The organism is Piscinibacter gummiphilus, from assembly GCF_002116905.1.
GTDB lineage: Bacteria > Pseudomonadota > Gammaproteobacteria > Burkholderiales > Burkholderiaceae_C > Rhizobacter > Rhizobacter gummiphilus.
Genome location: NZ_CP015118.1, coordinates 102627 through 117454 on the forward strand (window position 1 = coordinate 102627; position 14828 = coordinate 117454).

The window sequence follows — 14828 nt, forward strand, 5'->3', positions numbered from 1 at the left end:
GCCCCGGCCGGAATGCCCGGTCAGAAGCGGTAGCCGACGCCGACACCGACGAGCAGCGGGTCCACCTTGAACTCGCCGGCCTTGACGCCGAACGACGACACGTCGGTGCGGATCTGCACCTTCTTCACGTCGAGGTTGAGCACCACGCGGTCGTTGACCGCCCAGTCGAAGCCGGCCTGCAGGGCCCAGCCGAAGCTGTTCTTGTCGATCGACGGCTGCAGCGCGGCCTGCACGGCCGGGTTGAACTGCACGTCCGAGAAGCGGGTGTAGTTGATGCCCGCGCCCACGTACGGCTTGAACGCACCGAGCGTGGTCACGTGGTACTGCGCCGTCAGCGTGGGCGGCAGGTGCTTGAGCGAACCGATCTCGGTGCCGTTCGAGCTGATCGTGTGCTTCTGCGGGTACGTCAGCACGAGCTCGACGGCGAACTGCGGCGTGACGAAGTACGAGATGTCGACCTCGGGGATGACCTTGTCGTCGATCGACAGGCCGAGGCCGGTGGAGTCCTTGTTGGCGCTGTCCAGGTTCACGGCGCGCACGCGCACGAGCCAGGGCGTCGTGTCGTCGGCATGGGCCGCGAAGGGGAGGGCGAGGGCGATCAGGAGCGAAGCCCGGGTGAGCGTCGACTGTGCGGGGGTCATGGATCAGGTCTCGGTGGCTGGAGGAACATTCCTCCGCCACGATTTCACGCGTGATCGCCTTCCACCGCCTTGCGGTCGCTCAACGCCGCGGCACTCTTCAGTTGTCGGGCTTGATCTTCGCGCGCGCGATCACGACCTTCCACCGCGCGCGCTCCTGCTCGATGAACTTCGCGAACTCGGCCGGCGTGCTGCCCACCGCGATGGCGGCGTCGTGGTTCAGCCGCTCGAGCGCGGCGGGCTCCCTGACGGCCTTCGCGGCCGCGGCCGCCAGCTTCGCGTCCACCGCGGGCGGCAGCGTGGCGGGGGCGAGCAGGCCGTACCACTGCGTCATCTCGAAGCCCGGGTAGCCCTGCTCGGCGACCGTGGGCACGTCGGGCAGCTGGGGAATGCGCTGGGCGGTGCCGGTGGCGATGCAGCGCAGCTTGCCCGTCTTGATGAACTGGAGGACGGCGGACGCGCCCACGGAGGCCGCGTCGAGCCGGCCGGCCATCAGGTCGGTGAGCTGTGGCCCGGTGCCGCGGTAGGGCACGTGGACCATGAAGGTCCCGGTGGCCATCTTCAGGTACTCCATCGCGAGGTGGCCGGCGCTGCCGTTGCCTGCCGAACCGTAGTTGAGCTGGCCGGGCTTCTTTTTCGCGAGCGCCACGAATTCCTTCAGGTCCTTCACCGGCAGGTCGGGGTGCACGAGGTACAGGCTCGGCACCTTGGCCAGCAGCGAGATGGGGCGGAAGTCCTTCACCGGGTCGTAGGGCAGCTTGTCGAAGATGTACGGGTTCACGGCCAGCGTGCCGATGTGCCCGAGGATCAGCGTGTGCTGGTCGTCGGACCGCGCCACCTCCGTCATCGCGACGTTGCCGGCGCCGCCGGGCTTGTTGTCGACGAACACGGACTGGCCCAGCAGCTTCGTCATCTCGACGGCGGTGGAGCGCGCGACGATCTCGGAGCTGCCGCCGGGCGCGAAGGGCACGACGAACCGCACGGCCTTCGTGGGCCAGGCGCCCTGGGCGTGCGTGAGGGCGGGCCACAGCCCGCCCGCGAGGCCCGAGGCGGACCAGGCGAGTGCGAGGCGGCGGCGTGAGGACACGGTGTCGTTCATGGGCGGCGATTCCTTCGTGCGGTGGGGTCGGACATGCCATGGTGCGCGCGACGGGCCCTGGTGCGCCAGCCGAACGTCGCGGCCCCGCCTCAGGGTTTTCCTCGGTCACAATGGATGACGATGGACCGTTTGCGCACTCTCGCCCTCTTCAAAACCGTTGCCGAGATGGGCAGCTTCATCAACGCCGCCGACGTGCACGGGGTCTCGGCCTCGGTCGTCTCGCGCGCGGTGGCCGACCTGGAGGCCACGCTCGGCGTGCGCCTCGTCGAACGCACCACGCGGCACGTGGCGCTCACGGCCGAAGGCCGCGGCGTGCTCGACCAGGTGGCCGCGGTGCTGCAGGGCTACGACGAGCTGATGGCCAGCGGCCGGCACGGTGCCAACGAGGTGACGGGCGAGATCCGCATGACGGCGCCGCTGTCCTTCGTGCGGTCGGTGAGCCCGGCCGTCGCCGGTTTCCTCGCCCAGTACCCGAAGGTCTCGGTGGACCTGCAGCTGCGCGATGCGCCGGGCGACCTGGTGCAGGAGGGCATCGACCTGGCGATGCGCATCGCATGGGACCTGCCCGACACGCTGATCGCGCGGCGCATCGGCTCGGCGCCGCTGGGCCTCTTCGCCTCGCCGTCCTACCTCGAGCGCAAGGGCGTGCCGCAACACCCCAGCGAACTGGGCGAACACGACTGCCTTCGCTACAACGGCTTCGGCAAGTCGGTGCCGTGGACGCTCGAACATCCCGGCACGCACGAACGCATCCTGCCCAACGTGGCGGGCAAGCTCGTCACCAACAGCGGCGATGCGCTGCTGGCGGCGGCCGTCCACGGCGCGGGCCTCGTGGTGCTGCCGCTGTTCCTCGTGGCCCCGGCGATGCGCGAGGGCACGCTGGTGCAGGTGCTCGCCGACTGGCACTCGCCCGACCTGGAGCTGTTCCTCACCTACAGCTCGCGGCGCAACCAGCCGAAGCGCGTGCGGGCGCTGATCGAGTGGCTCGCGAAACACTTCGAGTCGACGCCGATGGATCCGACACATGTCATCCCGGCGCAGGCCGGGACCCTGGGCGGGCGCTGAGGGTCCCGGCCTGCGCCGGGATGACGCGGGGTTGAAGGTCGCTGCCGTCCTTCAACCCCACGCCGGTGAGCCGCAGTCGCAGCGCCTCGCCGCAGAGCCACACCAGGCGCCTTGCCGCTTCCGCGTACGACAGCCCTTCGGGCCGCACGTTCGAGATGCAGTTGCGTTCGGCATCGGTGCGGCCGGTGCGCGGGTTCCAGGTCAGGTAGATGCCGAGGCTGTCGGGCGAGCTGAGGCCCGGACGTTCGCCGATCAGCACGGCCACCAGTTGCGCCTTCAGCCGTTCACCCACGGGATCCCCCAGCGCCACCCGGGCCTGTTCGGCGACGACCACGGGGCCGAGGCGCCACGTGGACGGCGCGAGCGACCGCACGGCGTCGAGCAGCGGCACCGCGTGGCGGCTCGTCGCGAGCGACGACAGGCCGTCGCCGACGACGAAGGCGAGGTCGGGTGCGGGGTCGTCGAAGGCCGCCAGCTGCGCGCTGGACGCCTCGTCGAGCCGGCGGCCCAGGTCGGGACGCAGCAGGTAGGCCGCCCGGTCCGGCGCGGCGCTGTGCACCCGATGGACCGGCCAGCCCGCGGCGCCCAGCCGCTCGCACAGCGCCTCGGCGTCGAGCGGCAGGTGCACCGCGTCGCGCGCGAGCGCATGCGCCGCGTCGAAGCGCAGCACCTCGCGCGTGGGCAGGCTCGCGCCACTGCGGCCGAGGGCCACGCGCGCGGCGGTGTGCTGGCGCAGCGGGGTCCACGGGTCCGGGGTGACGAGGTCCTTCATGGCCGCGGGCCTCCGAGGTGTTCGATCAGCCGGTGGGCCGGCGTGGCCGGGCGCAGGCGGCCGGTCGTGTCGGTGATCTCCAGCCGCTGCAGCCACGCCTCGAATTCCGGCGCCCGCCGCAGCCCCAGCACCTCGCGCAGGTACAGCGCGTCGTGGAACGAGGTGCTCTGGTAGTTCAGCATGATGTCGTCGGCGCCCGGCACGCCCATGATGAACGTCACACCCGCCGCGCCCAGCAGGGTCAGCAGCGTGTCCATGTCGTCGGCATCGGCCTCGGCATGGTTCGTGTGGCACACGTCGCAGCCGATCGGCAGGCCCATCAGCTTGCCGCAGAAGTGGTCCTCGAGGCCGGCGCGGATGATCTGCTTGCCGTCGAACAGGTACTCGGGGCCGATGAAGCCCACGACGGTGTTCGACAGCAGCGGCGAGAAGGCGCGTGCCACCGCGTGCGCGCGGGCCTCGAGGGTCTGCTGGTCCACGCCGTGGTGCGCGTCGGCCGACAGCGCCGAGCCCTGGCCGGTCTCGAAGTACATGACGTTGGCGGTGGCGGGGTCGCCCACGGTGGCGCGTCGCAGCGACAGCGCGGCCTCGCGCGCCTCGCGCAGCACGGCGAGGTCGATGCCGAACGCCGCGTTCGCCCGCTGCGTGCCGGCCACCGACTGGAACACGAGGTCGACCGGCGCACCGCGTTCGATGGCCTGGATGGTGTTCGTCACGTGGGTCAGCACGCACGACTGCGTGGGGATCTCGAAGCGCCCGATGACTTCGTCCATCAGGTGCCAAAGATCGATCAGCGCGGGCACGGCGTCGGTGGCGGGGTTGATGCCGATCACCGCGTCGCCCGCGCCGTACATCAGCCCGTCGAGCATCGACACCGCGATGCCGCGCGGGTCGTCGGTGGGGTGGTTGGGTTGCAGGCGCACCGACAGCCGGCCCGGCAGCCCGATGGTGTCGCGGAAGCGCGTGACGACGTGGCACTTGCGGGCGGCGAGCACCAGGTCCTGGTTGCGCATCAGCTTGCTCACCGCGGCCGCCATCTCCGGTGTGATGCCGGCGTGCAGTGCCGACAGCACGTCGGGCGTGGCCGCGTCCGACAGCAGCCAGTCGCGGAACCCGCCCACCGTGAGGTGGGCCACCGGCGCGAACGCGGCGCGGTCGTGGGTGTCGATGACGAGGCGCGTGACCTCGTCCTCCTCGTAAGGCACCAGCGCCTCGTCGAGGAAGCGCTGCAATGGCACGTCGGCGAGGCACAGCCGCGCGGCCATGCGTTCGGCCGCGGTGGCCGCCGCGATGCCCGCGAGTACGTCGCCCGACCGCAGCGGCGTGGCCTTGGCCATCACCGTCTTCAGGTCGTCGAACGAGAAGGACTGGTGGCCGATGCGTTCGCGGTAGGGCATGGAGGACGTCGGGGTGTTCAGCCGCCGGCCGGCGAGACGGCGGCGGCGGCCTCGCGGCGGACCTGCCCGCCACGCATGAACACAACATACGCCAAAGCCATCAGCCCGGCAAACACCAGGGACAGCATGAAGTTGTAGTAGACCATCGCCGCGAGGCACACGACCGCCAGGCCCAGCGCGATGGCGGGGAAGACCGGGTAGCCGATGGCCGGGAAGGGGCGGTCGAGGTTCGGCTCCTTGCGGCGCAGCGCGAAGAGGCTCGCCATCGACATGATGTACATCACGATGGCCCCGAACACCGACATCGTGACGATGTTGGCCGTGAGGGTCTGGCCGCCGAACGAGAACAGCTCGTCGCTGAAGATCGCGGCGACGCCCACCACGCCGCCCGCGAGCACCGCGCGGTGCGGCGTGCCGAAGCGCGGGTGGATCGCGGCGAAGTACGAGGGCAGGTAGGCCGCGCGCGACAGCGCGAAGATCTGCCGCGAGTAGCCGAGGATGATGCCGTGGAACGAGGCCACGAGGCCGAAGAGCCCGATCCACACGAGCATGTGCAGCCAGGTGCTGTTCTCGCCCACCACCACCTTCATCGCCTGTGGCAGCGGGTCGTTGATGTTGGCGAACTTTCGCCAGTCGCCCACGCCGCCGGCGAACACCATCACGCCCACCGCCAGCACCACCAGGGTCAGGATGCCCGCGATGTAGGCGATCGGGATCGTTCGTTTCGGGTCCTTCGCCTCCTCGGCCGCCATCGCGACCCCTTCGATCGCGAGGAAGAACCAGATCGCGAAGGGAATGGCCGCGAACATGCCGGCCGCCGTGGCGGCGGTGAAGGTGTCCTGCCCCGCCCAGCCGTGGGCCACGAAGTTGGCCATCGAGAAGCCCGGCGCCACCACGCCCATGAACACGAGCAGCTCGAGGATCGCGAGCACGGTCACGATCAGCTCGAACGTGGCCGCGGTGCGCACGCCGAGGATGTTGAGGGTCATGAACACCAGGTACGCCCCGATGGCCATGGCCTTCGGATGCACCGCGGGGAACTGCACCTGGAGGTACGCGCCGATCGCCATCGCGATGGCGGGCGGGGCGAACAGGAACTCGATCAGCGTGGCGAAGCCGGCGATGAACCCGCCGGTGGGGCCGAACGCGCGCGAGGCGTAGGCGAACGGCCCGCCGGCGTGCGGGATCGCGGTGGTGAGTTCGGTGAAGCTGAAGATGAAGGTGGTGTACATCACCGCGACCACGAGGGCGGTGATCAGGAAGCCGAGCGTGCCGGCCGAGTTCCAGCCGTAGCTCCAGCCGAAGTATTCGCCGGAGATGACGAGGCCCACCGCGAGCCCCCACAGGTGCCACGCGTTGAGCGTGGGCTTCAGCTGACCGGTCTGCATGGGGGGCTCCTCTCGAACGAACGATGGACGGAACGAACGGCAACGGCCCGGCGATCTTGCATCTTCCATGCCGCGCCGGGACGGTGGTTCGGGCCCGGGCCTTGCATACAAGGGCTCGCCCCTCGTGGAGGGGCACCTTCGCGGCCCATCGCGCCTCGTTCTGGCGCACAGGCCTTGTATGCAACCAACCCACATGCACGATCCGGGTGCCCGACCTCAACAAGCCCCAGCACATCGCCGACCGCATCGTCGACGCGATCCTCGCCCGCAAGCTCGCCCCCGGCGCCCGGCTGGGTGAGCAGCCGCTCGCGGACCTCTTCGGCGTGAGCCGCACCATCGTGCGCGAGGCGCTCGCCCGACTGGCCGCCCGGGGCATGGTCGAGGTGAACTCGCGCCGCGGCTGGTTCGTGGTGCAGCCCTCCATCGAGGACGCCCGCGACGCGTTCGCCGCCCGCCAGGTCATCGAGACGGGGCTGCTGCAGTCGGCCGGCAGCCGCATCGACGGCCCGGCGCTCAAGCGCCTGCAGAAGCACGTGTCCCAGGAGCGTGCCGCCGTGCGGGCGGCCGATGCGGGCGAGCGCAGCTTCCTGCTGGGCGATTTCCACGTGTGCCTCGCCGAATGCGCGGGCCACACGACGCTCGCCGAGATCCTGCGCGACCTGACCGCACGCACCACCTTGATCGCCACGCTCTACCAGTCGCCCCACGAGGCGGCCGTCTCGTGCGAGGAACACGCCGAGATCGTGGCCGCCCTGGAGCGCGGCGACGGTGCGCTCGCCGTCGACCTGATGCGCCGGCACATCGAAGGCGTGGCCGCCCACCTGAGCCCCACGGCGCCCGCAGACCCGCTGGCCTCGTTGCGGGTGGCGCTGTCGCCGGTCGGCCCGTCGGCACAGGCCTTGCATACAACGACCCCGACCGGACGGCCGCCCCGAAAGAAGCGGTTGTTCACCGATTTGATGCCCCCCACGTCCCCGCTGGAGAATTGACGATGAGCCACCGTGTGTTCCTGAAGACCCTGGGCCTGCTGGCCGCCGCCCCGCTGCTGTTCGGCGCTTCCGCCGCGATGGCCCAGTCCGCCCTCGACGACGTGCTCGCCAAGAAGGTGCTCACCGTCGCGATCCCCACCGACTACCCGCCGTACGGCTTCGTGGGCACCGACCTGAAGCCGCAGGGTCTCGACGTCGAGATGGCCCAGCTGATCGCCACCAAGCTCGGGGTGAAGGTGGAACTGGTTCCGGTGACGAGCGCCAACCGCATTCCCTACCTGCAGACCAAGAAGGCCGACCTGGTCATCTCCACGCTCGGCAAGAACGCCGAGCGCGAGAAGGTGATCGACTTCACGTCGTCGTACTCGCCGTTCTTCCAGGCCGTGTTCGGCCCGAAGACGATCACCGTGAAGAACGCGGCCGACCTCGCCGGCAAGAGCGTGGGCGTGACCCGCGGCGCCATGGAAGACCAGGAGCTGGGCAAGATCGCGCCGAGCGGCGTCGACGTGAAGCGCTTCGAGGACAACAACGTGACGGTGTCGGCCTACGTGTCGGGCCAGACGCAACTGATCGCCACGGGCGCCTCGGTGGCCGGCGCGATGATGGCGAAGAACCCGCAGCTCGGCACCGAGTTCAAGCTGCTGCTGAAGGACTCGCCGAACTTCATCGGCATCGCCAAGGGCGAGGACAAGCTCAAGGCCAAGGTCAACGAGATCATCGCCGACGCGAAGAAGAGCGGCGAGCTCGACAAGCTGTCGTCCAAGTGGCTCGGCCGTCCGGCCGGCGACCTGCCGCTCTGAGCCTGCCGCCATGATCGCCTTCGACTTCCCGGCGGTCCTCGTCGAGTGGCCCATGCTGCTCAAGGGCGCGGGCATCACGCTCGCGCTCACCGCGGTCAGCGCCACCCTCGGCCTCGGCCTGGGCGTGGCCTGTGCGTGGGCTCGCACCTACGGCGGCGCCACTTTGCGTTTCGTCGTGGGGGCGTACGTCGAGGCGATCCGCAACACCCCGTTCATCGTCCAGCTGTTCTTCCTGTTCTTCGGCCTGCCCAGCCTCGGCGTGAAGCTCACGCCGGAGACCGCGTCCGTGCTGGCGATGGTGGTCAACCTCGGCGCCTACGCGGCCGAGATCGTGCGGGCCGGCATCTCGGCCACGCCCCGCGGGCAGATCGAGGCGGCGCAAAGCCTCGCGCTGAGCGCGCGCCAGGTGTTCACCCGCGTGGTGCTGCCCCCGGCGCTCAAGCGCGTGTGGCCGGCGCTCGTGAGCCAGATCATCATCGTGATGCTCGGGTCGGCGGTGTGCAGCCAGGTGTCCACGCAGGAACTGTCGTACGCGGCCAACCTGATCCAGTCGCGCAACTTCCGGGCGTTCGAGGCCTTCATCGTCGCCACGGTGATGTACCTCGCGCTCTCGGTCTTCGTGCGCCAGCTGCTGAACTGGGCCGGCCCGCGTTTCCTCTTCGGCCGCTAGGAGTCCGCACATGGTCGACTTCTCCCTCTGGGACATCCTGCGCAACCTGCTGCAGGCCGTGCGCTGGACCGTGGCGCTCTCGCTGATCGCGTTCATCGGCGGGGGCCTCATCGGCCTCGGCCTGCTGGTGGCGCGCATCGCGAAGGTGCGTGGCGCCGAGGCCTTCGCGGCGGTGTATGTGCAGCTCTTCCAGGGCACGCCGCTGCTGATGCAGCTGTTCCTCGCGTACTTCGGGCTCGCGCTGTTCGGCCTCAACGTGTCCGCATGGACGGCCGCGGCGTTCGCGCTCACGCTCTACAGCAGCGCGTACCTCACCGAGATCTGGCGCGGCTGCGTGAATGCGGTGCCGAAGGGCCAGTGGGAGGCGTCGAGCGCGCTTGCGCTGACCCTGCGCGAGCAACTGCGCTACGTCATCGGCCCGCAGGCGCTGAAGGTGGCGGTGCCGCCCACCGTCGGCTTCAGCGTTCAGATCATCAAGGGCACGGCGCTCGCGTCGGTGATCGGGTTCGTCGAGCTGACGAAGGCCGGCACGATGATCGCCAACGCCACGTTCCGCCCCTTCACCGTCTACGCCTGCGTGGCGCTGATGTACTTCGTGCTGTGTTTCCCGGTGTCGTACTGGGCCCGCACCCTCGAGAGGAAACTCCATGGCCATCGCTGAAGCACCCGCGGCTGTCGCGGCCCCCGTCGCCTCCCCCGGCATCGTCGAGATCACGGGCCTGCGCAAGCGCTTCGGTTCGAACGAGGTGCTCAAGGGCGTCGACCTGTCCGTCAAGCGCGGCGAGGTCATCGTGATCATCGGCAAGAGCGGATCGGGCAAAAGCACGCTGCTGCGCTGCGTGAACGGCCTGGAGGTCTTCGACGAAGGCTCGCTGCACGTCGACGGCCAGCCGCTGCTGCACGGCAACGTGGCGGCCATGCGCGCGTTGCGCCAGGACGTGGGCATGATCTTCCAGAACTTCAACCTGTTCCCGCACCTGAGCGTGGGGCGCAACGTGATGCTCGCGCCGTCGCTCGTGAAGAAGCGGCCGGGGCCGGCCGGCGTCGAGCAGGCGAAACGCCTGCTGGCACGTGTGGGCCTCGCCGAGAAGTTCGACGCCCAGCCGGACCAGCTGTCGGGCGGCCAGCAGCAGCGTGTGGCCATCGCACGTGCGCTCGCGATGGAGCCGGCCGTGCTGCTGTGCGATGAAATCACGTCGGCGCTGGACCCCGAACTCGTGGGCGAGGTGCTGCGCGTGGTGGAGTCGCTCGCCGACGAGGGCATGACGCTGATGATGGTCACGCACGAGATGAACTTCGCGCGCAAGGTGGCCGACCGCGTCGTGTTCATGCACGCGGGGCGCATCCATGAGATCGGGCCGCCGGAGCAGCTGTTCGGGTCGCCGCAGACCGCCGAGCTGAAGCAGTTCCTGTCGGCGGTGCACGCCTAGGATTCCAGGATCGCGATCGCCTCCCGGGCGAGTTCGATCCACATCGCTTCCTGCATCAGGCCGGCCCGCAGCACGAGGTGCCGCAGGCGGTCCTCGCGCGATGCATCGGGGTCGGAGAAGTCCTTCGCCTCGATGGCCTGGTACGTCGCGAGCTTCTCCTCGTGCAATGCGAGGCGGCGGCGCATCTCCTTCTCGAGCCCCACCGGCCCGATCGCGGCCTCGGCGCGCAGGCGCACCATCAGCTCGTCGCGCAGCGGCTTCGGGTCGTCGCCCGCGAGCACCCACCGCTTGAGTTCCTTGCGGCCGGCCGGCAGCAGCTCGTAGTTGCGCTTGCGGCCGCGGCTCTGCTCCACCGCGGTCGACTTCACCCAGCCCGCCTCCTCCAGCCGCGCCAGCTCGCGGTAGATCTGCTGGTGCGTGGCCTGCCAGAAGAAGCCGATGGACCGGTCGAAGCGGCCGGCGAGTTCCAGGCCCGAGCAGGGACGCTCGGCCAGCGAGGTGAGGAGGGCGTGAGGCAGCGACATGGAGGTTCGGCGGCAGGGAAAGCCCGGGGTGCGGCGATTATGCAACTGCTTGCAATAAGCCCGGCGCGGTCCTAGACTTCGGCAAATTGCAACCGGTTGCATAAAGGACGCCGACCATGGACCGCTACCCCCACCTGATGAAGCCGCTCGACCTGGGTTTCACCACGCTGCGCAACCGCGTGCTGATGGGGTCGATGCACGTGGGCCTCGAGGAGGCGCCCCGCGGCTTCGAGCGCATGGCGGCGTTCTACGCGGAGCGCGCGCGCGGCGAGGTGGGCCTGATCGTCACGGGCGGCATCTCGCCGAACGAGCAGGGCCGCCCGGCACCGGGTGGCGCCATGCTGGCGACGGAAGAGGAGGCGAACCGCCACCGCGTGGTGACGCAGGCCGTGCACGCCGAGGGCGGCAAGATCGCGATGCAGATCCTGCACTTCGGCCGCTACTCGTACCAGCCGTCGCAGGTGGCCCCGAGCGCGCTGCGCGCGCCGATCAACCCGCACGTGCCGCACGCGCTGACCACCGAGGAGGTGTACGCCACCATCGACGACTTCGCCCGCTGCGCCGCGCTCGCGCAACACGCCGGCTACGACGGCGTGGAGGTCATGGGCTCCGAGGGCTACCTGATCAACGAGTTCATCGCCGCGCGCACGAACCACCGCGACGACGAATGGGGTGGCGCGTACGCGAACCGCATGCGCTTCCCCGTGGAGATCGTGCGCGGCGTGCGGGAGCGTGTGGGCCCGAACTTCATCATCGTGTACCGCCTGTCGATGCTGGACCTCGTCGAGGGCGGCTCCACGCTCGAGGAAGTGATCCAGCTTGCGCAGGCCATCGAGGCGGCCGGCGCCACCATCCTCAACACCGGCATCGGCTGGCACGAGGCCCGCATCCCCACCATCGCGACGAAGGTGCCTCGTGCGGCCTACGCGTGGGTCACGCAACGCGTGATGGGCCGGGTGGGCATCCCGCTGGTGGCCACCAACCGCATCAACACCCCCGAGGTGGCCGAGCAGCTGCTGGCCGACGGCGTGTGCGACATGGTGTCGATGGCGCGCCCGCTGCTCGCGGATGCGTTCTTCGTGCGCAAGGCGCGCGAGAACCGCGCCGACGAGATCAACACCTGCATCGGCTGCAACCAGGCCTGCCTGGACCACACCTTCGGCGGCAAGATCACGTCGTGCCTCGTGAACCCGCGGGCGTGCCACGAGACCGAGATGCCGGTGACGCCGGCCGCGACGCGCAAGAAGATCGCCGTGGTGGGTGCGGGCCCGGCCGGCCTGGCCTTTTCGGTGACGGCCGCGGAGCGTGGCCACGACGTGGCGTTGTTCGATGCCGCCAGCGAGATCGGCGGGCAGTTCAACATCGCGAAGCAGGTGCCGGGCAAGGAGGAATTCCACGAGACGCTGCGCTACTACCGCAGACAGCTCGACGTCCACGGCGTGCAGCTGCACCTCGACACCCGCGTCGAGGCCGACCGGCTGCTCGCCGGTGGCTACGACGAGATCGTGCTCGCGACCGGCGTGACCCCGCGCGTGCCCGACATCCCGGGCATCGACCACCCGAAGGCCGTAGGCTACCTCGACGTGCTGCGCGACGGCGCCGAGGTGGGCGCGAACGTGGCGGTGGTGGGCGCGGGCGGCATCGGCTTCGACGTCACCGAGTACCTGATGCACCTGGGCCGGAGCGCCAGCGTGGCGCCGGACAAGTTCTACGCCGAATGGGGCATCGACACCACCTACGCGCAGGCGGGTGGCATCCGCGAACCCGAGATCGAGTCCGCACCGCGGAAGGTCCACTTGCTGCAGCGCAAGTCATCGAAGGTGGGCGACGGACTCGGCAAGACCACGGGTTGGATCCACCGCACGTCGCTGAAGGCGCGGCGCGTGGCGATGACCTCGTCGGTCACCTACGAACGCATCGACGATGCCGGCCTGCACGTCACCGTCGAGGGCCAGCCGGCGGTGCTGCCGGTGGACCACGTGGTGATCTGCGCGGGCCAGGAGCCCCAGCGCGAACTGCTCGGCGCGCTGCAGGCGGCCGGGCGCGAGGTGCACCTCATCGGCGGCGCCGACGTGGCTGCCGAACTCGATGCCAAACGCGCGATCCTGCAGGGCACTCGCCTCGCGCTGTCGCTGTGACGATCCGTCCACCAGGAGAAGACATGACCCCCGTCCCTCACCACGTCCGTCCCGCCGTCGCCAAGTCGCTCGAGACCTGGCACCACCTCGTCGCCAGTGGCGACATGGCCGGCCTGCCGCCGCTCGTGCGTCCCGACGCGGTGTTCCGCTCGCCGATGGCGCACGCGGCCTATGAATCGGCGCCCGCGCTGGTGCTGGCACTGTCCACGGTGATCAAGGTGTTCGAGGACTTCGAGTACCACCGCCAGCTGGTGGCCGACGACGGCCTGAACGTGGTGCTCGAGTTCAGCGCGCGCGTGGGCGACAAGAAGCTCAAGGGCATCGACCTGATCCGCTTCGACGAGGAGGGGCGCATCGCCGAGTTCGAGGTGATGGTGCGGCCGCTGAGCGCGCTGCAGGCGCTGGGGGCCGAAATGGGCGCCCGCCTGGGCCAGCAGCTGCCGGCCTTCAAGGCCAAAGCCTAGAACGACCCGAACACCGTCCCGAGGCCGATCACGGCCACGAGGGCCAGCAGCGCCCCCACGATCGCGACCATCACGATGTCGAAGTAGCTCTCGCGGTGCGTGCAGCCGCACACCGCGAGCAGGGTGACCACCGCGCCGTTGTGCGGCAGCGTGTCGAGCGTGCCGGCGCCGATCACCGCGACGCGGTGCATCAGGGCGGGGTCGATGCCGTTGGCGTCGGCGATCTGCAGGTAGGTGCTGCCCAGCGCGTCGAGTGCGATGGTCAGGCCGCCCGAGGCCGAGCCGGTGAGGGCGGCCAGCAGGTTCGTGGACACCGCGAGTGACACGAGCGGGTTGCCGCCGATGCCCAGCACCGCGTCGCGCACCGAGATGAAGGCGGGCATCGCCGCCACCACCGCGCCGAAGCCCACGAGGCTCGCGACCGACAGCACCGGCAGCACCGACGCGTTCGCCCCCGCGCCCACGGTGGCGCGCAGCGCGGGCACGTTGCGGAAGGTCAGCGCCACCTGCACCACGATGGCCGCGCACAGCGCGACGATCACCGACCACACGCCGCCGAGCGAGCCCACGGTGATGCCGCCGAAACGCACCTCGGCGAGGTACGAGGTGTCGAGGCGGGGCAGCACCACCATGGACATCAGCAGGTTGACGACGACGACCACCGCGATGGGCAGCACCGCGACGGCGATGCCCGAGCGCGCGGAGCCCGCCTCGCTGTGCGCCATCTCGGCGGGGTCGAAGGTACCGGCGGTGTTGGCGCGTTCGCGCACCACGGGGTCGTCGGCGGCCTGGGCCGGGTGGTCGGCGCCGCGCTGGCCGAAGCCTTCGCCGGCGCGGCGTGCGCGGCCCTCGGCCCGCTGCAGCCACAGCAGGCCGAAGCCCAGCATGATGGCCGACGCGACGATGCCGAGGCCCGGTGCCGCGAAGCCGGTGGTGCCGAACACCGGCATCGGGATGGCGTTCTGGATGGCCGGCGTGCCGGGCAGCGCCGACATCGTGAACGTGGACGTGCCGAGCGCGATGGCCGCGGGCATCAGGCGGCCTGGGATGCCGGCCGCGCGGAACAGCGCCTGCGCCATCGGGGCCAGCACGAAGAAGGCGACGAAGAGGCTCACGCCGCCGTAGGTGACGAGCGCGCCCGCGACCACCACCGCCAGGATCGCCCGCTTCGGGCCCAGCACGTCGGTGAGGAACGCGGCGATGGACTGCACCGCGCCGCTGTCGTCCATCAGCTTGCCGAAGATGGCGCCCAGCAGGAACAGCGGAAAGAACTGCGCGACGAAACCGGCGGCCGAGCCCATGAACGTGATGGTCCAGTGCGCGAGCAGCGGTTCACCCGCGAACAGCGCGGCGATGACGGCGGCGGCCGGCGCGAGCACCAGCACGCTCCAGCCGCGGTAGGACAACCAGATCAGCAGGCCGAGGCCGAGGAGGATGCCGAGGAGGCCCATCGT

15 protein-coding genes are annotated in these 14828 nt (G+C 70.1%); 8 read left to right on the forward strand and 7 right to left on the reverse strand.

Going from position 1 to position 14828, the window contains the following annotated elements; genetic code table 11:
• Positions 1-20: 20 nt before the first annotated feature.
• Together A4W93_RS00425 and A4W93_RS00430 are read right to left on the reverse strand one after the other, a co-directional pair.
• Complete coding sequence (locus tag A4W93_RS00425) at positions 21-641, reverse strand: OmpW/AlkL family protein (protein WP_085748733.1); 621 nt, start codon at positions 639-641, stop codon at positions 21-23.
• Positions 642-738: 97 nt separating this feature from the next.
• Positions 739-1737: a Bug family tripartite tricarboxylate transporter substrate binding protein gene (locus tag A4W93_RS00430; RefSeq protein WP_085748734.1), complete on the reverse strand. Its 999-nt coding sequence runs from the start codon at positions 1735-1737 to the stop codon at positions 739-741.
• A gap of 120 nt (positions 1738-1857) precedes the next feature.
• Here A4W93_RS00430 and A4W93_RS00435 point away from each other — a divergent pair, with 120 nt between their 5' ends.
• Positions 1858-2802, forward strand: a complete 945-nt coding sequence (locus tag A4W93_RS00435; protein WP_169726489.1) for a LysR family transcriptional regulator — start codon at positions 1858-1860, stop codon at positions 2800-2802.
• Here A4W93_RS00435 and eutC read toward each other — a convergent pair.
• From eutC to eat, 3 genes are read right to left on the reverse strand one after another with little or no spacing between them, the layout of a single operon-like run.
• The gene (eutC, locus tag A4W93_RS00440) at positions 2765-3574 is read right to left on the reverse strand and encodes an ethanolamine ammonia-lyase subunit EutC (RefSeq protein WP_085748736.1); all 810 of its coding nucleotides are present in this window, start codon (positions 3572-3574) and stop codon (positions 2765-2767) included. The two genes, A4W93_RS00435 and eutC, sit on opposite strands and share 38 nt — an antisense overlap.
• Positions 3571-4971: an ethanolamine ammonia-lyase subunit EutB gene (locus tag A4W93_RS00445; protein ID WP_085748737.1), complete on the reverse strand. Its 1401-nt coding sequence runs from the start codon at positions 4969-4971 to the stop codon at positions 3571-3573. Before A4W93_RS00445 ends, eutC begins: the two co-directional genes overlap by 4 nt.
• Positions 4972-4988: 17 nt before the next feature.
• Positions 4989-6359 carry an ethanolamine permease gene (eat, locus tag A4W93_RS00450; RefSeq protein WP_085748738.1) on the reverse strand — a complete coding sequence of 457 codons (1371 nt, stop codon included), beginning with the start codon at positions 6357-6359 and terminating at the stop codon, positions 4989-4991.
• Between the two features lie 206 nt (positions 6360-6565).
• Between eat and A4W93_RS00455 the strand changes: the two genes are divergently transcribed.
• From A4W93_RS00455 to A4W93_RS00475, 5 genes are read left to right on the forward strand one after another with little or no spacing between them, the layout of a single operon-like run.
• Positions 6566-7348, forward strand: coding sequence for a GntR family transcriptional regulator (locus A4W93_RS00455; RefSeq protein ID WP_237357653.1), 783 nt, complete (start codon positions 6566-6568; stop codon positions 7346-7348).
• 2 nt (positions 7349-7350) lie between these two features.
• A complete protein-coding gene (locus A4W93_RS00460; protein ID WP_085748740.1) occupies positions 7351-8148 on the forward strand; it encodes a transporter substrate-binding domain-containing protein in 798 nt (265 codons plus the stop codon).
• A 10-nt stretch (positions 8149-8158) separates the two neighbouring features.
• On the forward strand, positions 8159-8818 hold the full coding sequence (locus A4W93_RS00465; protein WP_085748741.1) for an amino acid ABC transporter permease: 660 nt from the start codon (positions 8159-8161) through the stop codon (positions 8816-8818).
• Between the two features lie 10 nt (positions 8819-8828).
• The gene (locus A4W93_RS00470; RefSeq protein ID WP_085748742.1) at positions 8829-9479 is read left to right on the forward strand and encodes an amino acid ABC transporter permease; all 651 of its coding nucleotides are present in this window, start codon (positions 8829-8831) and stop codon (positions 9477-9479) included.
• Complete coding sequence (locus tag A4W93_RS00475; RefSeq protein WP_085748743.1) at positions 9466-10248, forward strand: amino acid ABC transporter ATP-binding protein; 783 nt, start codon at positions 9466-9468, stop codon at positions 10246-10248. Before A4W93_RS00470 ends, A4W93_RS00475 begins: the two co-directional genes overlap by 14 nt.
• Here A4W93_RS00475 and A4W93_RS00480 read toward each other — a convergent pair.
• On the reverse strand, positions 10245-10772 hold the full coding sequence (locus A4W93_RS00480) for a PadR family transcriptional regulator (protein ID WP_085748744.1): 528 nt from the start codon (positions 10770-10772) through the stop codon (positions 10245-10247). The genes A4W93_RS00475 and A4W93_RS00480 overlap by 4 nt on opposite strands.
• Positions 10773-10888: 116 nt before the next feature.
• Between A4W93_RS00480 and A4W93_RS00485 the strand changes: the two genes are divergently transcribed.
• On the forward strand, positions 10889-12910 hold the full coding sequence (locus A4W93_RS00485) for an oxidoreductase (protein WP_085748745.1): 2022 nt from the start codon (positions 10889-10891) through the stop codon (positions 12908-12910).
• Positions 12911-12933: 23 nt separating this feature from the next.
• Complete coding sequence (locus A4W93_RS00490; protein ID WP_085748746.1) at positions 12934-13374, forward strand: nuclear transport factor 2 family protein; 441 nt, start codon at positions 12934-12936, stop codon at positions 13372-13374.
• On the opposite strand, the gene A4W93_RS00495 is transcribed toward A4W93_RS00490, so the two are convergent.
• Entirely contained in the window at positions 13371-14825 is a 1455-nt protein-coding gene (locus A4W93_RS00495) for a GntP family permease (protein ID WP_085748747.1), read from the reverse strand. The two genes, A4W93_RS00490 and A4W93_RS00495, sit on opposite strands and share 4 nt — an antisense overlap.
• Positions 14826-14828 lie beyond the last annotated feature (3 nt).

What these genes read in the sequence shown, in the direction of transcription:
- A4W93_RS00425 (WP_085748733.1), bottom strand. Translation starts at nt 641, where the DNA reads ATGACCCCCGCACAGTCGACGCTCACCCGGGCTTCGCTCCTGATCGCC.
- A4W93_RS00495 (WP_085748747.1), bottom strand. Translation starts at nt 14,825, where the DNA reads ATGGGCCTCCTCGGCATCCTCCTCGGCCTCGGCCTGCTGATCTGGTTG.
- A4W93_RS00445 (WP_085748737.1), bottom strand. Translation starts at nt 4,971, where the DNA reads ATGCCCTACCGCGAACGCATCGGCCACCAGTCCTTCTCGTTCGACGAC.
- A4W93_RS00490 (WP_085748746.1), top strand. Translation starts at nt 12,934, where the DNA reads ATGACCCCCGTCCCTCACCACGTCCGTCCCGCCGTCGCCAAGTCGCTC.
- A4W93_RS00460 (WP_085748740.1), top strand. Translation starts at nt 7,351, where the DNA reads ATGAGCCACCGTGTGTTCCTGAAGACCCTGGGCCTGCTGGCCGCCGCC.
- A4W93_RS00465 (WP_085748741.1), top strand. Translation starts at nt 8,159, where the DNA reads ATGATCGCCTTCGACTTCCCGGCGGTCCTCGTCGAGTGGCCCATGCTG.
- A4W93_RS00480 (WP_085748744.1), bottom strand. Translation starts at nt 10,772, where the DNA reads ATGTCGCTGCCTCACGCCCTCCTCACCTCGCTGGCCGAGCGTCCCTGC.
- A4W93_RS00430 (WP_085748734.1), bottom strand. Translation starts at nt 1,737, where the DNA reads ATGAACGACACCGTGTCCTCACGCCGCCGCCTCGCACTCGCCTGGTCC.
- A4W93_RS00470 (WP_085748742.1), top strand. Translation starts at nt 8,829, where the DNA reads ATGGTCGACTTCTCCCTCTGGGACATCCTGCGCAACCTGCTGCAGGCC.
- eutC (WP_085748736.1), bottom strand. Translation starts at nt 3,574, where the DNA reads ATGAAGGACCTCGTCACCCCGGACCCGTGGACCCCGCTGCGCCAGCAC.
- A4W93_RS00435 (WP_169726489.1), top strand. Translation starts at nt 1,858, where the DNA reads ATGGACCGTTTGCGCACTCTCGCCCTCTTCAAAACCGTTGCCGAGATG.
- A4W93_RS00475 (WP_085748743.1), top strand. Translation starts at nt 9,466, where the DNA reads ATGGCCATCGCTGAAGCACCCGCGGCTGTCGCGGCCCCCGTCGCCTCC.
- A4W93_RS00485 (WP_085748745.1), top strand. Translation starts at nt 10,889, where the DNA reads ATGGACCGCTACCCCCACCTGATGAAGCCGCTCGACCTGGGTTTCACC.
- eat (WP_085748738.1), bottom strand. Translation starts at nt 6,359, where the DNA reads ATGCAGACCGGTCAGCTGAAGCCCACGCTCAACGCGTGGCACCTGTGG.